This is a genomic window from Pseudomonas sp. LJDD11, from assembly GCF_024584215.1.
Classification (GTDB): Bacteria; Pseudomonadota; Gammaproteobacteria; order Pseudomonadales; family Pseudomonadaceae; genus Aquipseudomonas.
Genome location: NZ_JANJFL010000017.1, coordinates 79,311 through 97,728 on the forward strand (window position 1 = coordinate 79,311; position 18,418 = coordinate 97,728).

Sequence of the window (18,418 nt, forward strand, 5' to 3'; positions counted from 1 at the left end):
CATGCTTTTATAATAAAACCTAATTAGCAATCCAACTTTCCTATACGTAAACGCGCAGTTTTCTGATTTTTCTAATTTGCCATCACCCTTAAGATGGCAACCCTTCCCGCCCCCACCGAACGTGTCAGCACGAGACCCACCATGCCGCCCAATTCGCTTGCTCGTCGCATCGCGCTGATCCAATCCAGAAAAACGCAAAGCCGCACGCCGGAAGGACCTGCAACCAGCTTGGCAGCTAGCCACATTGACTCGACCCCAGGTGATACGCCCTCTGGCGAGCTTGCGTCAGCCACTGCCATCCGGAGCCGGCGCCTATTTGGTAGCGCCGAACCAACAACAAAACGCCCCCGCCTCTGCCCCGACGTCAAGGTGCGTACCGTCACTCCCCACGGTTATGAAACCAGCACACATGACCATCGTATGCTCGTGGATTTTATGCTGTATAGCTTGTCCATAAGTGACACCCAAGCCGCTACGATCATTCATTATCAATTATCGGATGGTCATGTAAGGGTGGCGCCCGGTACGTATGGTATGGCAACGGTCTTTGATTATGACCTTGTGTTGATAGGGCTATCCAAGCTCTGTGAATTAATGAATGACTACTATGCTGGAAAGACGAGTTGCAAGCCCAATAAAATAATCAAGCTTGATATGCATCATGTATTGCAAATCTACAAAGAAGGCGATGGTAAAAGTCAGCGTACAAGAATTATTGAAGCCCTGCAACGGTTGAACACTACTCACATCAGTGTCAAACGAACCTATAAATTTGGCGATAACGTTAAAACGCATGATTTAGGGGCGAACCTCATTTCCTCATGCCGAGTTATTAGCAATCCCGAGAACAGTAAAGTCGAGTCTATCGAAATTGGCATAAACGACTGGATGTACGCTGAAATCACCTCGGACCGTAACCCCGAGATGCTGATTTTCCACTCGGATTATTTCTCGATCAGCCAGGGGGCGGAGCGTTTCAAGCACGCGACATTCTTGCCCCCAAACCCATGAAAATGGCCTCCGAAGAAATCTGTAAATCCAAGACGCTCATCGAGGCGTCTTACACGCTTTCTGTCGCTGAGCAACGGATCATCATGGCCGGCATCGCCCAGATTGATCGTGGCTCGCCGGTCACTGACGAGGTGATCTACAGCGTCCCGGTCGCCCGCATCGCCCAAGTGACGGGCTCGTGTAGCAAGTCGATCTACACAGAGCTTCTCGCGGCTTCGCAGAGGCTGCGTCAGAGGGTGGTGAGCATTGAGTTGGAGCACAATAAGACTCTGGAAGCCAGATGGGTACAGAGCATCGTCTACAAAGAGCAGGAAGGGGTCATTGACCTTCGCTTTAATAAAGACATCCTGCCGTACCTGACCGGATTAAAAGAACCGTTCGCTCGATACACCCTGTCTGATGTAGCCAGGATGACCAGCATTTATGGCATCAGACTGTTCGAGATGCTGGTCCAGTACACGAGCATCGGCTCCAGAGAGATCGCCCTCGTGGATCTGCGCAAATGGCTCCAACTGAAAGACAAGTACGCCTTGATGGCTGATCTGCGCCGACACGTAATTGAACCCGCCATCAGCCAGATAAACGAGCACAGCCCGTTGCAGGTGCGCTACGAGATAAAACGCAACTGCCGCACGATTACGCATCTGCATTTCATTATTGGTCACCAGCGCGTGCCTGCTGTCGAGGCTGAGACTGTTCTTCAGACACCACGCCCTGAGCTTGTTCAAGAGATGGCCGATCCGCTTTTTGATAATGATCCGGCCCAGGCACTGGACGGCCCGGAGGCCATGGCGGTGTTCATTGCCGATGCGCTCGATAGCGGCGATGCGGCCTACATGGCCAAAGCAATGCGCGTGGTGGCTCGCGCCAAAGGCATGAACGAGCTGGCCGAGAAAACCGGTCTGGCCCGAGAGCTGCTTTATGAGTCGTTTAGCGATCAGAGCAACCCGACGCTGAAGACCATGCAGGTGGTTATGCGTGCGCTGGGTGTGGAGTTGACTGCTCGTGCGATATATCCATGTTGTTCGCAAAAAGGTCGGTAAGAACCCTACATCTGCTGTGGATGCACCACCGTCTTCACGAGCAAGCTCGTTCCCACCGGATCTCGGCTCAGGATTGGGCTGGGAATTACCGGATTTCAGATCAGGATCAAAGGTGGGAACGACCTTGGTCGTGAAGGGGCCAGTATGAGCCCTGCATCTGCTGTGGATGTACCACCGCCTTCACGAGCAAGCTCGTTCCCACCGTATTCCAGGGCAGGATTGAGGTGGGAACCACCGGCTTTTCAGGATCTGGGTATGGGTTGGGTTTCCAAGTGGGCTGTACAGCCTTGCCCACTTGGCAGCCTCCTGCGGGGGTTAAAGGAAGTCGCGGATGTCGCGTTCGAGCTTGCGGCCGACGAAGATCGAGATGGCCAGCAGGGCCAGGGAGAAGCCCACCAGGATGCCAATCGACAGCAGGTGCGGGTTCTGGCCGCCGATCAGGGCTGCGCGGTAGGCCAGGACCAGGTGGTAGAACGGGTTAAGCGCCACCAGTTGCTGGATGGTGCCGGGCAGGATGTTGGCCACGTACACGATGGGCGTCAGCCAGAACCACAACTGGGTGACCACACCGATGACCTGGGTGATGTCGCGGATAAACACCGACAGGATCGCGCAGGTAATGCCCAGAGCGTAGGCCAGCAGTTGCTGGCAGAGGAAGATCGGGACCCACCACAGCAGGTGCCAGGAGAAGTCAAAGCCGATGGCGACCAGGAAGATCATGAAAAAGCCGGTCGCGATCAGGTAATGCACGGTTTCGCTGAGCACCACGTACATCGGCAGCGACCACAGTGACAGGCGCACTTTGCCGATCAGGTGAGCCTTTTCGTGGAACACGCTGGTGATGCGGGTCAGGGTGGCGGCAAAACAGTTCCAGGCCAGCAGGCCGCTGACCAGGTAGACGCTGTAGCCCCATTGGCCCAGGTCCTGGCCCAGGCCACCGAGGCGCATGCCCATGATGTTGGAGAACACCAGGGTGAAAATCAGGATGTTGATCAGCGGCAGGATGAAGGTCCAGGCAGCGCCCAGCACCGAGGCCGAGTGCCGGTCGATCAGGTCCTGGCGGGTGAAATTGAGGATCAGGTTCCAGTTCATCAAAGGGTCCAAAACAGCAGAAACAGCGGGCAGGCAAGCATACGCAGTGTGCTGGCATAAAAAAACCCGCCTTTTGAGGGGCGGGTTTTTTTCAATCGCTTGATGATGGACCGAAGTCCATCACAGCAGATCAGTCACGATTAAACGTGAGTGACAACGCCGTTAGCGAAGGACAGCTGAGCCACGTCGGTAACACCGGTCAGGGTGATAACAGCTGTGGTGTCAGTAGCGCCACCAGTGGTGGTCACATTGCCGTTTGCAGCAGTAGTAGCGTTGGTCGAGCCAGCAACGGTCGATTCAACAACAACCTGAACGCCAGTAGCGCCTTGGATGAAGAACACTTCTTTAACGTTGTTGTCACCAGCACTCAGAGCGCCGGAGTTAAAGGTGTAGCCTTCGCCCAGGTAGATCGCGTCGCCTTTAGCGAAAGCGCCAGTACCACCGATGGTGAAATCGTTGGTGTGGGTGGTGTTGGTGAAGAAGAACAGGTCAGCTTTGGTGTCATCAGCGTTGACAACAGCAGCGTTCGCTGTAGCAGTCACGTTCGCAGCATAGGTCAGAGCAGTTACGGCGTCCTGAGCGTCGTCACGAACGTCAACCGCTGCGGTGTGAGCGGTAGTTTCTGCAGTACCTTCAGCAACCAGAGCGTCAGCAGCTTTAGCGTCAGCAACCAGTTTAGCGGCAGCGGCGTTTGCTTCAGCAGCGGTCACGTAGGCGTTACCAACGTTGCCTTCAGCAGTGGTCAGAGCGGTTTCAGCAGCAGTCTTAGCAGCTTGAGCTACGCCGTCAGCACGTACGTTTGCGTAGGTAGCAGCGAATACACCAGTGTTGAAAGCAGCATCAATGCGAGCCAGGGTGGTGGCGTTAGCAGTGCTGATTGCGGTGTACAGAGCGTCAGCGTCAGCGATAGCCGAACCACCAGCAGCTACGTATGCATCGCTGGCAGCGGTGAAGGCTGCAGTGTTAGCGGTAGTAGCGTCAATGATGCCCTGCAGAGCGCCAGTGTCGGTGTCGACTTTGGCAGTAGTAGGAGCAGTGAGAGCGTTGTTGGCAGTTACAGCGCTGTTGTAAGCGTTGATGAAGTTGACAGCGTTGGCTTCGGTGCTAACCAGATTAGCGCGGGCAGTAGCCAGGTCAGCAGCAGTAACAGTAGCGTTCAGTTCCAGCTGAGCGGTGCTGGAAGCAGAAATGTTAGTACGCAGCAGGGAAGCATTGTTGATTGCTACAACAGCTTCGGCGTAGTCGATAGTAGTGTTGGTGTCGACGCCATCTTCGATGTCAGCCAGAACAGCAGTGTAGTCAGCGTTCAGAGCAACAACTTTGTCGTTCAGAGCAGTCAGCGAAGCAACTTTCGAGTTCTCGTAAGCAGTCAGCGCGGTTTCAGCAGCGGCAGCAGCTTTCAGAGTAGCTACGCCAGTGCTCAGAGCGATACCGCCCAGCGAACCGTCAGTCAGGCGACCCAGAGCAGTAGTCACGCTAGCTGGAGTCGAGTTAACACCAGCCAGAACGGCAACAGCGTCAGTTTGAGCGTAGTCAGCACCAGCGGTAGAGGTGTAAACCTCGGAAACCAGAACCTTGTTGGCTACGGTTTTAGCGTCAGTGGCGGAAGCGCCATTGATGAAAGCAACCAGCAGTTGGTCAGCAGCAACAGTAGCGCCGCCACCGGTAGTCCAGTAAGCCAGGCCACCAGCGTCAGCTGGACGGCCGAACAGGTTCAGGTAGATCTTGGAGACGATTTCGGTACGGTTCAGGCCAGCGTAGGCAGCGGCGTACTCAGGCTGATCGTTGACGAAGTTGGTGCGGATCTGGTCCAGAGTGATGGTAGCTGGAGTAGCGTTCAACTGACCCAACCAGTAGTCCAGACCGCCTTGGTCGGCGGCACGGCCCAGGTAAGCGACATACAGCTGTTGAACTTGTGCAGAAGTAGTAGCCATTACGTTTTCATCTCCAATATGAGTCGATATCGACACTCAGGCTTCCCTCTAGGGAAAAGAACCCGTCGGCTCTCGCCTGTTGCCACGTCCCACAGGGCCGTGGCCCCCATTATGGGAAGTCGGAAAATTCCGACAGCCTTGCAGGTCACTTTTTGAGCTTTTTTTCAAAGCTATCAAGGAAATATCCTACAAGGCACGCCGATCATACCTGTCAAATTAGCGGCGTAACAATAGCTGACACCCAACTTTTTGATCTATGTCGATAGGAAAATTTCGGTAGACACGTAGGAAATTTCAGTTTCTGACTCTGGAAAAAGTTCAAACATTTTCTTGAGTCAGTGCAATGAGAATGTTTCGCAAGCGAACTGAAACGCTTGTCCACCCGTAATTACGCAGCCACTCCCCTTGCAGCACTTTCGGTCCGCTTGCCAATTCTTTGGCGATTCCATCGGCCATGGACTGGCTGTCGGTACCCGGCAGGAAGGTCACCGCATCGGCGACGTCTTCGAAGATGCCCAACGGCGTGCAAAAAACCGGACGACCGGTACTCAAACCCCAGCGAACCGCCGCGCTGCTTGACTCTTGGGTGTGCTGATAGGGGAAGACAATGGCATCAGCCATGCCTAACCACGACAAGGATTGCTCGTCGCTGAGGTAGTCGGTAATCAGCGTGACGCGACCTTTGAGGTCGTTTTGCGCAATGCGCTCGCGGCAGGTTTGTGCCAGTTGCGCAGAGACCGGATCGGGGTACTCGGCGTTGACCAGCAGCAGGTGCAATTTGGCATTGCCCTTGGCCAGCAAGGCGAAGGCTTCGATCAACTCCGGCATGCCTTTGTGCGGCAGCAAAAAGCCGTAGCTGGCGATGATGGTCTTGCCTTGCAGGCCAGCGGCGAGTTGGGCAGGACCCGGCTCGGGCAGCGTGGTTTCGATCACGCCATGGGGGAACATCAGCAGGTTGTGGCCCAGGCCCATGTCTTTGAGGCGGTTCATGTCGCCGACGCTGTGCACCAGCAGGCGCGCGCAACTGTGCAGCGACTCGCGCATGTGGCTCAGGGATTTGAGCTTGTCGGTGTGCATCACGTCGGCGGTGGAGTGGAACACCACCAGAGTCTGGATACCACGCGCGTGGGACCAGTCGAGCAGGCTGGCGAAGGCCTGGATGTCGAAGAACGAGAAGTTGAACTGCAAAAGCAGGGTGTCGACCCCGGAACGCTCGATGGCCGCCTTGAGGCGCGCCAGGTCGTCGTAGTGGCCGCTAGTCCAGCAGCGCTCGATGTTGGGGGTGTCGGCAGCGTTGAGGTCGGCGTTGTCGCTGGCGAACACATGCACTTGCTCACCGAACGCCGGTTCCAGCAGTTTCTGGCTGTAGGTGGCAATGCCGCAGGCGCTGTTCCAGGTGGTCACGCTGCCCAGCTTCGGGGCTTTTTTGAGCAGCGGCTGGTGGCGGGCCTGTTCGATGGCTGCCAGGCTGGCACGGGCCACGGCAGCCCAGGTGAAACGGGTGTTGATCAGGGCTTCGGCGGCCTGGACGCGGGTGGCGGTGAAGCTGGCCAGTTGGCCTTGGCTCCAGGCCTGATGAAACTCACCCAGCAGGCTGGCCAGGTGCTCGGCACTCGGCTCGAACCACACCGAGGCAGCGGCCTTGAGGTGGGTACGGGCACGCTCGTAGCGGTAGTCGATCAGCCACGCGGTGTCCGGGGTGCAGAAGTCGCGCTGGCCACCGTTGCCGGTGGTGATTACCGGCAGGCGGTGCAGCATGGCTTCGGCCAGCGGCAGGCCGAAGCCTTCGCCGCGTGACGGTGCGATCAGCACGTCGGCCTGGTTGTACAGCGCGCGCAAGGCGCCGTCAGGCAGGTCCTGGACGATCAGTTCAACCGCCGGCGCGCTGGCCAGGCCCGCGGCCCAGTCGGCGACTTGCTGCTCGATGTTGTGGTGCGGGTTGGGGAAGGTCTTGATGATCAGCACCACCGGCTGTTCGGCCGTGAAGGCCTGGCCGTAGGCTTTGAGCAGTACATCGACGCCCTTGCGCGGGAAGCACGATGACACGTGCAGCAGCTTGAGGCGCTCGGCGCTGACCTTGGGCATGGCCGGCAGGCTGCTGGCGTCGACCGGGACGCGCAGAATGTGATCGGCACCCAGGCCCACGGTGGCCAGCGGGGCGGTGACGCCGTTGTCACGCAGGGTGGTGGTGACCCATTCGGACATGCTGGTGATCAGGTGGGTCTGGTGGTTGAAGTCGTGGCAGTAGTCCTGCGGCAGGCAGGACTCTTCCCAGCCGTAGCAGGACATGACGTTGATGTCGCCCTGCATGTCGGTGACCCGCGGCGGGTACATCAGGCGCAGCACGTTGCGCGCCGGCTGTTCGGCGCGGGCGTGCAGGCTGGCGCAGTCGGGGTTGTCGAGCAGGAACTGTTGGTCAACCGCGATCGGCCCCGGCCCTTCGGTGGCACGCAGGGCGGTGCTGCTGTCCTGCTCTTGCAGCGCCCGGGCCAGTTCACGGTTGACCAGCGCCAGGCTGTAGGTGCTGTCGAACGGGCCTTCGATGCGGCACTCGACGCTTGGCTGGGGCGGCGTAGTGGCGAACCGATGGGCCGGCAGGATGATTTCAAAACCGGCCAGGTAGGCGCTCAGGCGGTCGTAAAGGGCCTGATAGTCGAACTCGTGCAGGCGCTCGGCGGCATGTTGGGTGAGGTTGCGGCGCAGCGCCGGGTTTTCGATGAGTTGGGCGATGGTGGCTGCCACGACTTCAGGGCGGTCGGTGTCGAGCAATAGCCCGGCACTGCCCAGGGTGTTGACCACGTTGCTGTCCGGGGCGTCGTAGGCCAGTACCGGCAAGCCGTGGGCCATGGCTTCGATCAATGGCATGCCGAAGCCTTCGTGATGGCTCAGGGACACAAACAGGTCGCTGCGGCTGTACAGCGAGTCGAGGGTCTCGTCATCGACCTTGCCGGTCAGGGTGACGTAGGCGCCGATGCCCAGTTCTTCGATGCGTTGTTCGATGCGCTCTTTGTACGCCGGCACCGTTGCACCGCCGACCAGGTACAGCTGCAGCGGCACCTGGGAGCGACGCAGCAACAGGGCGAAGGCTTCGACCAACCCCAACTGGTTCTTGTGCGGCATGATCCGCCCGACGAACAACAGGGTGAACGGCCGTGGCGTGTCGCAGCGTTGCACGCTATGAGGTTCGATGCGTTGCAGGTCGACCAGCAGCGGGATTTCTGCGGTGGTGGCCTGGTTGTAGCCGCGCTTGAGCAGTTCCTGCAGGTTCTGCCGGGAGTCGGCAATGCTGCCGGTCAGCCAGTTTTGCCAGGCGTCCACTTGCTGCCAGCCGTGGGCCAGCATTGGCTGGATCGGGTGCTCGGCGGGGAACAGCGCGCCAGGGGTGATGTTGTGGAACACCATGAATTTGGCTTCGGGCAGTTCACGCAGCCAGGACTCGACGGGGTTGCCAATGCCATGGTGGATCAACAGTGCATTGGCACTGCCGGGGATGTAGTCGTCCATGCACAGGATGTCGCCGGCCACTTCCGGTTTTGGCTCGATGCAGTAGATCTCGGATTTGATACCGGCCTGGCGCAGCAGCTTGCGGGTCAGCAGCATCCCGTTACTGATGCCATCCCCTAGACTGACGCTGATCGAAAACTGGTGGATGGTGACCTGTGCTTCGTTATGCATGAACGGACCTGGTGACAAGAAAAGAAAAAGATGACAGCGCAACACGCTATTTTGTAGGAGCCAGCCAACGGGCGAAAGGGCTAATCCTGGCGCCGTATTTGTGATGCCTGGCAAAGAGCATTCACGACCAAGGTCGTTCCCACCTCAATCCTGATCTGAAATACGGTGGGAACGAGCGGGCGGCGATCCGTCTTGGTCGTGAAGACGGTGGCACCTGCAAAGCAGGTTTAGGGCCCTTACCGGCCTCTTCTCCCATCTCAATCCTGACTTGAAATGTGGTGGGAACGACCTTGGTCGTGAAGAGGCCAGGTACAAAAAAGCCGCGTATGAACGCGGCTTTTAGCTAGCTAGATATATAGATATCTAGCTATCAGAACGATTTACCGCTCTTCACACGCTCAAGGTCAGCCTTGACCATCAGGTCGCACAGCTGCTCCAGGGTGGTTTTCGGTTCCCAGCCCAGCACGCGCTTGGCTTTTTCCGGGTCGCCGATCAGCAGTTCGACTTCAGCAGGACGGTAGAACTTCGGGTTGACCTGGATAACGGTCTTGCCGGTCTTGGTGTCGATGCCGTGTTCGTTGTCGGCAGTGCCTTTCCAGTCAAGCTGGATGTCGACTGCCTTGAACGCCATGGAAACGAAATCACGCACGGTTTCGGTACGGTTGGTGGCCAGTACGAAGGTGTCCGGCTGGTCAGCCTGCAGCATGCGCCACATGCCTTCGACGTACTCTTTGGCGAAGCCCCAGTCACGCTTGGCGTCCATGTTGCCCAGCTCCAGAACCTCTTGCTGGCCCAGCGAGATGCGCGCCACGGCGTCGGTGATCTTGCGGGTCACGAACTCTTTGCCGCGCAGTGGCGACTCGTGGTTGAACAGGATGCCGCTCGAACCGAAGATGTCGTAGGACTCGCGGTAGTTGATGGTCATCCAGTGCGCGTACAGCTTGGCCACGCCGTAAGGGCTGCGCGGGTAGAAGTCAGTGGCTTCGGTCTGCGGGATCTGCTGGACCTTGCCGAACATCTCGGAGGTCGACGCCTGGTAGAAGCGGATCTTCGGGTTGACGATGCGGATGGCTTCGAGCAGGTTGACCGCGCCCAGGCCGGTGATTTCGGCGGTGGTGATCGGCTGGTCGAAAGACACACCCACAAAGCTCTGCGCCGCCAGGTTGTAAACCTCGCTCGGCTCGGCCTTTTGCAACAGACGAATGCTGGCCGACAGGTCGGTCAGGTCGTGCTCGACCAGTTCCAGATTCGGGTTGTTCAGCGCACCGACCTCTTCCAGACGCCAGAAGTTGACCGAGCTGGTCCGGCGGTAGGTGCCGTAGACCTTGTAGCCCTTGTCGAGCAGCAGTTCGGTCAGGTAAGCGCCGTCCTGGCCTGTGATGCCGGTAACGATGGCGGATTTACGAGGTGCATTCATTGTTTGGTTTTCCGATCTGGGGCTGGCTCAGTCTTGCGGTTATTGCTCAGCCATACGTTCACACTTTCCACGCTTTCGACAGAGAGTTTGCCGGCCCAGCGATTGAGGATGAACAAATTGGTTATGAAGTCGTATTGCGTCTTGAGCAAGTCACGACGCGCCTTGAATTCGTTCTGGGTTGCGGTCAGCACATCAACCGCATTGACGACGCCATATTTGAAGGCTTCCTGGGACGCAATGCTCGATTGTTCGGCTGACGACACCGCATTGCGGTTGGCGCGTATTTTTTCGACGCTGGAGTCTGCCGTCAAGTAAGCGTTGGTCGTTTCCTTGACAACCTGACGTCGGGTAAATTCCAGCTGCTGCTCGGCGGCCACCTGATCCTGATAAAGACCGCGCACGCGCGCTGATGTCGAACCACCACTATATATAGGCACCGACAAGGCTACACCGGCCACATAACTGTCGGTCTTGGGCGCCAGGGCGTTGTTATAGCCTTCGTTGGTGTTCTGGGCACTGAGGTTCAGGCTCAGGCTCGGGTAGTGATCGCCTTTGCCGCCACGCACGCCAGCCTGGGCCGCTTCGACGGCACTGAGATTGGACTTGATCGCCGGGTTTTCGGTCTGGGCCAGTTGTACCCAGCTCTCCAGGGTTTGCTCCGATACTTTCAGCTGAACGTCATCACGGACGCGACTGAGCTTTTCAGTCACCGGGCGGCCAACGATTTCCGACAGCGCGGCGCGGGTCACACGCACCTGGTTACGGGCATCGACTTCCTGGGCGGCCAGCAGGTCGACCCGGGCTTGCAGTTCAAGTACGTCGGTTTTCTTGGCGTACTGACGCTCGTACAGGGCGCTGACCTGGTCGAGGTTCTTTTGCGTCGCGCGACGCTCGGCCTGGGTCAGTTCCAGCTCATCGTCGGCCGCCAGGGCCGCAAAGTAGCGCTGGGCCAGGTCGACGGTGGCTTCGGCCTGGGCTTCATCGGACTCGGACAACGACTGCTTGGCCAGGCTCTTGTAGCGCTGCCAGTTTTCCCAGGCCTTTTTGTTGTAGAGCACCTGGCTCAGGCCAATGCTGTAGTTCTCGCTGTTGTAGACCTGGTCGACCTGTTCGTTGACCTGCTTGATGCGGTTGGCCCCGGCGTTGGCCGAGATCTGCGGCAAGAGGCTGCCGAAGGCTTCGCGTTCGTGTTCCTTGCCGGCCTGGGCGCGGGCATAGGCCGACAGAATGCGTGGGTCTTCAAGGCGCGACTCTTTGTACAGCGTCATCAGATCAGCGGAATACTCTTTGGCGCTGACGCTGGTAGGCGGCGGCTTGGGGGTCGAGGGTACAGCGGTCTTGGGCTCGTCCGCATGAGCCTGGAGCACCAGTAGACCCGACAATACACAGGGGATCAGGCGCACAATCATTCCTCGATCATCGATTCAGCAATGGCGTTGCGCGCCGGCTGGAGCAGGTACTGAAGCATGGTGCGCTCGCCGGTGTTGATCAGTACTTCAGCCGGCATACCGGCCAGCAGCTTGCGATCAGCCAATTTTTGCAGGCCCTCTTCAGTGACCTTGGCACGCACCAGGTAGTAAGGCTGGCCGGTACGCTCGTTGGTCAGGCGGTCTGCCGACACGCTGCTCACTTCACCCGGAATGACCGGGGTGGTAGCGCTGTTGAAGGCCGAGAAGCGAATGTCGGCGTGCTTGCCGATCGCCACCCGGTTGATGTCCTGCGGCGCCACTTCGGCTTCGACAATCAGCTCGGATACAGACGGCACCACATCCAGCAACGGAGTCGCCTGACGCACGACGCCGCCGACGGTGTGCACGGTCATACCGATCACCATACCGTCATCCGGCGCACGAATCACAATGCGGCTCAGGCGGTCCTCGATGGCTGCGGTGCGCTCTTGCAGCTCATAGCCCTTGGCCTGGACTTCGGTCAGCTCTTTGGCCACTTCAGAGTTGAAGTCTTTATTGACCTGCAGGATCTGCAGTTCGGTTTCGTTGATCTGCAAACGCGTGCGAGTAATGTTGGAGCGGTGCTCGGCGATTTCCGAACGCAGTGAGTCGAGTTTGCGCTGCTGGTCGAGCAGGCGTTGTTTGTCGACGAAGCCTTTGGACAGCAGTTCGCTCAGTTCACCAATTTCACCGCCGTAGGATTTCTCCAGGCTGCTCTTGGTGCTGATCATCGACTCCGTGCCTTTGATCTGCGCATTAAGCTGACCAATACGCTCCTGCAGCACCGATACCTGACCCAGACGAGCACCGCGACGGGTATTGAACACCTGGGTTTCACTGGCACGGGCTTCGATGGCACGGGTGCTGTTGGGGTCGAGCATGCTGCTGAAGTCGATGCTGTCTTTGCCGTCACGCTCGGCCACCAGCCGCGCTTCCATGGCCTTGGCGCTGATCAACTGGTTGCGCGCCACTTCGAATTCGGCGCGCAATTGACCATCGTCAAGCACGATCAGCGGGTCGCCCCGCTTCACCATGTCGCCGTCACGGGCAAGGATTTCCTTGACGATGCCGCCTTCCAGATGCTGCACGGTCTTGCGATAGGTCTGTACGGTAACGACGCCTGGAGCATGCACGGCGCCGTCCAGAGGGGCCACCGCAGCCCAGGTGCCAAAGATGCCGAATACGACGATCAGGATGCCGAAACCTACCCGGCGGATGCTGTGATCCGAGGTCGGGAGGTCAGCGAAGTTGTCGGTCTTGCCTGCGAGAATAAGGGTCATCAATATCGTCCTGTCAGGCGCCGGCCGGAGCCGTACCTGCGCCAACCTGAGGCTGCTGGGCAGCCTGGTGTTGCTTGTTGAGCTCTTCCATCACTTGATCACGCGGACCGTACATCGTAATGGCACCATTCTGCATGACCAGCAGGCGGTCCAGCTGGGACAGGATGCTGGTGCGGTGGGTGATGACGAACACGGTCGAGCCGGCTTGCTTGAGCTGCGCAATGGCATGTGCCAGGGCACGCTCGCCGACCTCGTCGAGGTTGGAGTTCGGCTCGTCGAGCAGAATCACTTTCGGCATGCCGTACAGGGCACGGGCCAGACCGACACGCTGACGCTGACCGCCGGACAGGTTGACGCCGTCGCCGCCAATGACCGTGTCATAGCCCTCAGGCAGGAGCAGGATCATTTCGTGAACGCCGGCAATCTGCGCGGCCTGCACGACTTTCTGAGGATCGACTTCAGCGAAGCGGGCAATGTTCTCGCTGATGCTGCCTTCAAACAGCTCAATGTCCTGAGGCAAATAGCCGATGTGTGGACCGAGCAGTTCTTTGTCCCACTGGTGCAGGTCCGCACCGTCCAGACGCACAGAGCCATGCTGTGGCGCCCAGACGCCCATCAGGGCACGGGCCAGGGTCGATTTGCCTGAAGCGCTTGGGCCGATGATGCCGACTACGGCACCGGCCGGAACCCCGAAGCCAACACCTTTGAGAATGGGTGTCTTGGAGCCTGGCGCGCCGATGATCAGGTTTTCGACCTGAATGTTGCCCTTCGGAGCAGGCAGCGGCATGCGCTGCGGTTCGGCCTGGAGCTTGTCGAGGATGTCATTGAGGCGGTTGTATTGGGTACGCGCACCAATGAAGCCTTTCCAACTGCCAATGATCATGTCGATCGGCGCCAGGGCACGGCCTAGCAGTACGGAACCGGCGATCACGAGTGCGGCGTTGATCTCGTGGTTGATTGCCAGATAAGCACCCAGGCCGAGAATCAGCGACTGCACCCAGCTGCGGAATGTCTTGGACATCGAGCTGACCACACCGCCTTTGTCGCTGGCATTGGACTGCAGCAACAGCACTTTGCGCTGACGCTGGCTCCAGCGGGCAATCAGGGTATCGAGCATGCCCATCGATTCGATGACTTCGGCGTTGCGCAGGTTCTTGGTGGTATTGAGGGTTGCAGCGATGTTTTCCTTGTTGGCTTCAGCGAGCGCTTTGCCGGTCACCTTTTCGTTGGCATAGGCCAGGATCAGCAACACGATGGCACTGGCAATCGCCACCCAGCCATACCAGGGGTGGAACATGAACATCACGGCGATGTAGATCGGCAGCCAGGGCGCGTCGAAAAACGCAAATACCCCGTTACCCGTCATGAACTGTCGCAGACTGGTAAGGTCATTCATGGGCTGCGCAGAAGCATCCATACCCCCGCTTTCCAGGGCGCGCTTGAAGCTTGCCTTGTAGACGTGACGGCTGAGCAGAACATCGAGCTTGGTGCTGACCCGGACCATGATCCGCGAACGAACCCACTCCAGAGCGCCGGTGGTGATTACCAGAATGGACATGATGATGGTCAACATGGCCAGGGTGGTGAGGTTGTTGCTGGTCAGGACACGTCCGTAGACCTGCAGCATATAAAAGGTGGGGACCAACATCAGGGCATTGACAAACAGACTGAAGATACCGACTGATATGAAAGCGCCTTTACAGGCTTTTAGCGCAGCCTGCAAGCTGTTTTCATGAATTTTCTGCATAGCGTCCTGACTGCCCGGGGGTATGGAAAAGCGCAAAAGTGTATCACCCGGCTATCATGCAACAAATGAAAAATACGCCGCTGTAAAGTCCCCCAAGGAAATTTCCCACGCGGGAAATTTCCTTTTTTCAGGTTGGCTTGTCCCGTTTTCAAAGGGTAAAGTTCGACTTCGATTTGTTTTCTTACTGCTTGCCAGCGTCTGTGTTTCAGACGAACAACATGCCCATTTCCGGCAAGCCTTGCCTGGCTCATGACTTCTCAAGCAGTACCTACAGGTACTTCATGCGCGTTCTTCATTTCTTCAAAACCTACTACCCAGACACCACCGGCGGTATCGAGCAGGTGATGTTCCAGCTGTGCCAGGGCAGCCGCGCCTTTGGCGTGGAAGGCCAGGTGCTGACCCTGAGCCCCGAGCCCTCACCGGCACGTATTCAGGTGGCGGATCATGAGGTGGTGCGCGTTAAAGAGAACTTCAACCTGGCCTCTACCGGATTCTCCCTGCCGGTGTTTCGCCGGTTCAAGGAAATGGCCGCCGAAGCCGATCTGGTGCACTTTCATTTTCCGTGGCCGATGATGGACCTGGTGCACTTCGCAACTCGTCACGGGCGCCCAAGCGTACTGAGTTATCACTCGGACATTATCAAGCAGCGGACTTTGCTGAAGTTGTATGCGCCGCTCATGAATCAGATGCTCAAGAGCATGGACCGGATTCTGGTGGCGTCACCGAACTACCAGCGCAGCAGCGAAACCTTGCAAGCTTTTGCAGACAAAACTGTAGTAGTGCCTTATGGGCTGGACGAGTCGGCCTACCCGCAGGTCTCGCCAGAGCGTCAGGCGCACTGGCAGCAGCAAGTACCGGAGAAGTTCTTTCTGTTTGTCGGAGTTTTGCGCTACTACAAAGGCCTGACCACGCTGCTCGATGCCCTGGAAGGTGCGGACTACCCGGTGCTGATTCTCGGCGGCGGGCCGCAGGAGCAGGAACTCAAGGCCCATGCCGAGCGCCTGAACTTGCGCAATGTGCGTTTTCTCGGGCGCCTGGATGACATCGACAAAGCCTGCCTGCTGCAGCGATGCCATGCCTTGGTATTTCCTTCGCATCTGCGCTCAGAAGCATTCGGCATTTCATTGCTTGAGGCGTCCATGTACGGCAAGCCAATGATCTCTTGCGAGATCGGCACCGGGACGACCTTTGTGAATATGCATGAAGAAACCGGCCTGGCCATCCCGCCCGAAAACCCGCAAGCCTTGCGCGAAGCCATGCGTCGGCTGTGGGATGACCGGCAGTTGGCCGAGCGTTTTGGCCAGCAGGCCCGGGCGCGCTTCGAACAGGTGTTCACTGCCGAGCAGATGTGTGCCACGACCGTGCAGGTTTACCGGGAAGTGCTGAGCTGAGTCGGCAAGAGCATCTACTGTGACTGTGAGGCCGCTTGAGCAAGACGGATCGCCGCCCGCTCGTTCCACCGTATTTCAGATCAAAATCGGGGTGGGAAGCGGCCATTTGATGGCTATATAGCTAGCTAGCAATCAGGCCGGAAAGTGCTCGTTGGCCAAGGCCACTACTTGCTCTTCCGTGATCGGTGCCAGAGCCGCAATGGCCCACAGATCATAAGCCGGGTGCGTACGCTGAATCGGCAGGACCATATCGAAACCGGCAGCCTGCAGGGAGCCAGTCAATACCTTTTTGGTGAAGCCGCAACGGTGCGCCATGAAGGTATTGCCGTTGGCCATGGCCGGACGATGACCGTAGAGAATATCGATCGGGGCGATGGGGCCGGCAGGCGACACATAAGCCGCATCGGTCAGTTTGTCTTCAGCCACCAGCGCACAGACTGATTGCAGATCCGGGCAGGTAATGACCACAAATCCGCCAGGCTTGAGCACTCGCTTGAATTCAGCCAATGCCACCGGGACCTCATGGGGATAGAGGTGCTCGATGTTGTGGCTGGAAAACAGCGCATCCACCGAGGCGTCCTTGACCTGGGACATGTCGGTCATGGTCCCCACGATATCCGGATTGACGCTTTGGTCGATATCGAAGCGCAGTTCCTGCCATTGCTCAGAAGCAAAGCCCTTGGTGGTACCGCTCTTGTTCTTCGGACCGCAACCTACATGAAGGAAGGTTTTCACAATCAATTACTCGATCAAGGCCCTTGCTGGCTAGCCAGAGGGTGATGGGGAAGTACTCCGCCGGTCAGCGGGGTTGCCACGCACACTAGGTCAAGAGCCCAAGAGGGTCAAGGTCAGCTAGGGCACGCTGACTGACAAGAAAAAGCGCACTTAGAAAACGGATCCAATATTCATGCCATTTACCACAAAAAAATTAATGTCAATAGGTTTTCATTCAGTTAATTTTTTATAACCAAAAAGCTATAAAAGGCAAAATGCCACCAGAAATCGGTCTTAATGTTTCAAGAATCCCAGTCGCTAACGATGACACGTGGGTAACCATTACCCCCTTTTTCCGACCCCGGCGGCAACGCTGACATTGTGGTAATCACCTTAGATAGGACATGCACATGGGCTTTATTTCCTCTTTGACTACCGCACAAGTTGCTGCCTTGAGCACCACGACCATTGCCGGTCTGGCGGCAGGAGACATTGCAGACTTCAGCACCGCTCAGATCGCTGCGCTGACCACCACGCAGATTCCGGCCTTCAGCAAGGCCAACATCGCGCTGTTCAGCACCGCTCAGGTGCCAGGGTTTACCACCGCGCAAGTCGCGGCATTGACTACCGCGCAGGTGCCCAGCCTGACGACCGCACAGATCGTTGCACTGAGCACCGCTCAGATCGCGGCGTTTGAAACTGTTGATTTTGCTGCGCTGCCAGTGGCCAGCGTTGGTGCCCTGACCACTGCTCAAGTGGCCAACCTGACCACCGCTCAAGTCGTGGCGCTGACCACCGCGCAAGCAGCTGCCTTGAAACCGGCTCAAGCGGCTGCGCTGACGACTGCACAAATCGTCGCCCTGCAGAACGCTGACCTGGCTGCACTGACCACCGCCTCTGTGGCCGGTCTGACCACCGCACAGGTTGCAGCCCTGACCACCGCACAAATTCCTGGCCTGACCGTTGCACAGATCGCCGCGCTGCCAACCGCTGATGTCGCGGCACTGACCACCGCCCAGGTCGTCGCCCTGAGCACCGCTCAAGTGGCGGCGCTGACCACGGCACAAGTTTCCAACCTGACCACCGCTCAGGTCGCCGCACTCGAAACTGTCGACGTCGCCGCGCTGACCAGCGCCCAGATCGTGGCACTGTCCACGGATCAAGTGGCTGCACTGACCACCGCTCAAGTCGCCGCCCTCAAGCCGACTCAAGTCGCCGCTCTGCAAACCGTCGATCTGGCCGCCCTGACCACCGCTCAGGTGGTGGCACTGGGTACCGCTCAGGTCGCAGCACTGACCACCGCTCAAGTGGCTGCATTGACCACCGCGCAGGTCGCCGCACTGGAAACCGTTGACTTCGCAGCGTTGCCAGCCGCCAGTATCGGTGCTCTGACCACTGCCCAAGTGGCCGCGCTGACCACTGCTCAAGTCGTCGCACTGAGCACTGCTCAAGCCGCCGCACTGAAGCCAGCACAAGTTGCTGCCCTGACGACCGCTCAGGTCGCGGCACTGCAGAACGCCGACCTCGCAGCGCTGACCACTGCAGCTGTCGCCGGTCTGACCACTGCTCAAGTAGCGGCGCTGACCACCGCTCAAGTGCCAGGCCTGACCGCTGCCCAGATCGCCGCGCTGCCAACCGCAGACGTCGCAGCCCTGACCACCGCCCA

The 18,418-nt window shown here is 58.3% G+C and carries 12 protein-coding genes and 1 pseudogene; 5 read left to right on the top strand and 8 right to left on the bottom strand.

Annotated features, from left to right (window positions below; all coding sequences use genetic code 11):
- Positions 1-141 precede the first annotated feature (141 nt).
- From NRB16_RS19095 to NRB16_RS19105, 3 genes and pseudogenes are all read left to right on the top strand, one after another.
- Positions 142-1,011, top strand: a complete 870-nt coding sequence (locus tag NRB16_RS19095) for a replication initiator protein A (RefSeq protein ID WP_257106686.1) — start codon at positions 142-144, stop codon at positions 1,009-1,011.
- A 2-nt stretch (positions 1,012-1,013) separates the two neighbouring features.
- Positions 1,014-1,658 (top strand): annotated as a pseudogene (locus NRB16_RS19100) (replication initiation protein); the annotation flags it as partial.
- An 84-nt stretch (positions 1,659-1,742) separates the two neighbouring features.
- Entirely contained in the window at positions 1,743-2,054 is a 312-nt protein-coding gene (locus NRB16_RS19105) for an addiction module antidote protein (protein ID WP_257106695.1), read from the top strand.
- Positions 2,055-2,369: 315 nt separating this feature from the next.
- Here NRB16_RS19105 and NRB16_RS19110 read toward each other — a convergent pair whose 3' ends face one another.
- The 7 genes from NRB16_RS19110 to NRB16_RS19140 form a co-directional block, all read right to left on the bottom strand.
- The gene (locus NRB16_RS19110) at positions 2,370-3,146 is read right to left on the bottom strand and encodes an ABC transporter permease (protein WP_045492780.1); all 777 of its coding nucleotides are present in this window, start codon (positions 3,144-3,146) and stop codon (positions 2,370-2,372) included.
- Positions 3,147-3,286: 140 nt separating this feature from the next.
- The gene (locus tag NRB16_RS19115; protein WP_257106687.1) at positions 3,287-5,116 is read right to left on the bottom strand and encodes a DUF4214 domain-containing protein; all 1,830 of its coding nucleotides are present in this window, start codon (positions 5,114-5,116) and stop codon (positions 3,287-3,289) included.
- Between the two features lie 282 nt (positions 5,117-5,398).
- A complete protein-coding gene (locus NRB16_RS19120) occupies positions 5,399-8,755 on the bottom strand; it encodes a glycosyltransferase (protein ID WP_257106688.1) in 3,357 nt (1,118 codons plus the stop codon).
- Between the two features lie 370 nt (positions 8,756-9,125).
- Positions 9,126-10,172, bottom strand: coding sequence for a GDP-mannose 4,6-dehydratase (gene gmd, locus NRB16_RS19125; RefSeq protein WP_045492786.1), 1,047 nt, complete (start codon positions 10,170-10,172; stop codon positions 9,126-9,128).
- Positions 10,169-11,581, bottom strand: coding sequence for a TolC family outer membrane protein (locus tag NRB16_RS19130; protein WP_045492788.1), 1,413 nt, complete (start codon positions 11,579-11,581; stop codon positions 10,169-10,171). The genes gmd and NRB16_RS19130 overlap by 4 nt, the downstream gene beginning before the upstream one ends.
- Positions 11,578-12,900, bottom strand: a complete 1,323-nt coding sequence (locus tag NRB16_RS19135; protein ID WP_173426704.1) for an HlyD family type I secretion periplasmic adaptor subunit — start codon at positions 12,898-12,900, stop codon at positions 11,578-11,580. The genes NRB16_RS19130 and NRB16_RS19135 overlap by 4 nt, the downstream gene beginning before the upstream one ends.
- A 13-nt stretch (positions 12,901-12,913) precedes the next feature.
- Positions 12,914-14,647, bottom strand: coding sequence for a type I secretion system permease/ATPase (locus NRB16_RS19140; protein WP_045492791.1), 1,734 nt, complete (start codon positions 14,645-14,647; stop codon positions 12,914-12,916).
- Positions 14,648-14,928: 281 nt separating this feature from the next.
- On the opposite strand from NRB16_RS19140, the gene NRB16_RS19145 reads away from it, so the two are divergent.
- Positions 14,929-16,038, top strand: a complete 1,110-nt coding sequence (locus NRB16_RS19145) for a glycosyltransferase family 4 protein (protein WP_045492794.1) — start codon at positions 14,929-14,931, stop codon at positions 16,036-16,038.
- A 132-nt stretch (positions 16,039-16,170) separates the two neighbouring features.
- Here the strand turns inward: NRB16_RS19145 and NRB16_RS19150 are convergent, their stop codons facing one another.
- The gene (locus NRB16_RS19150; RefSeq protein ID WP_045495035.1) at positions 16,171-16,773 is read right to left on the bottom strand and encodes a methyltransferase domain-containing protein; all 603 of its coding nucleotides are present in this window, start codon (positions 16,771-16,773) and stop codon (positions 16,171-16,173) included.
- A gap of 389 nt (positions 16,774-17,162) precedes the next feature.
- Here NRB16_RS19150 and NRB16_RS19155 point away from each other — a divergent pair.
- Positions 17,163-18,418 (top strand): hypothetical protein (locus tag NRB16_RS19155; protein ID WP_373568480.1); only part of this gene is annotated, 1,256 nt, incomplete at its 3' end.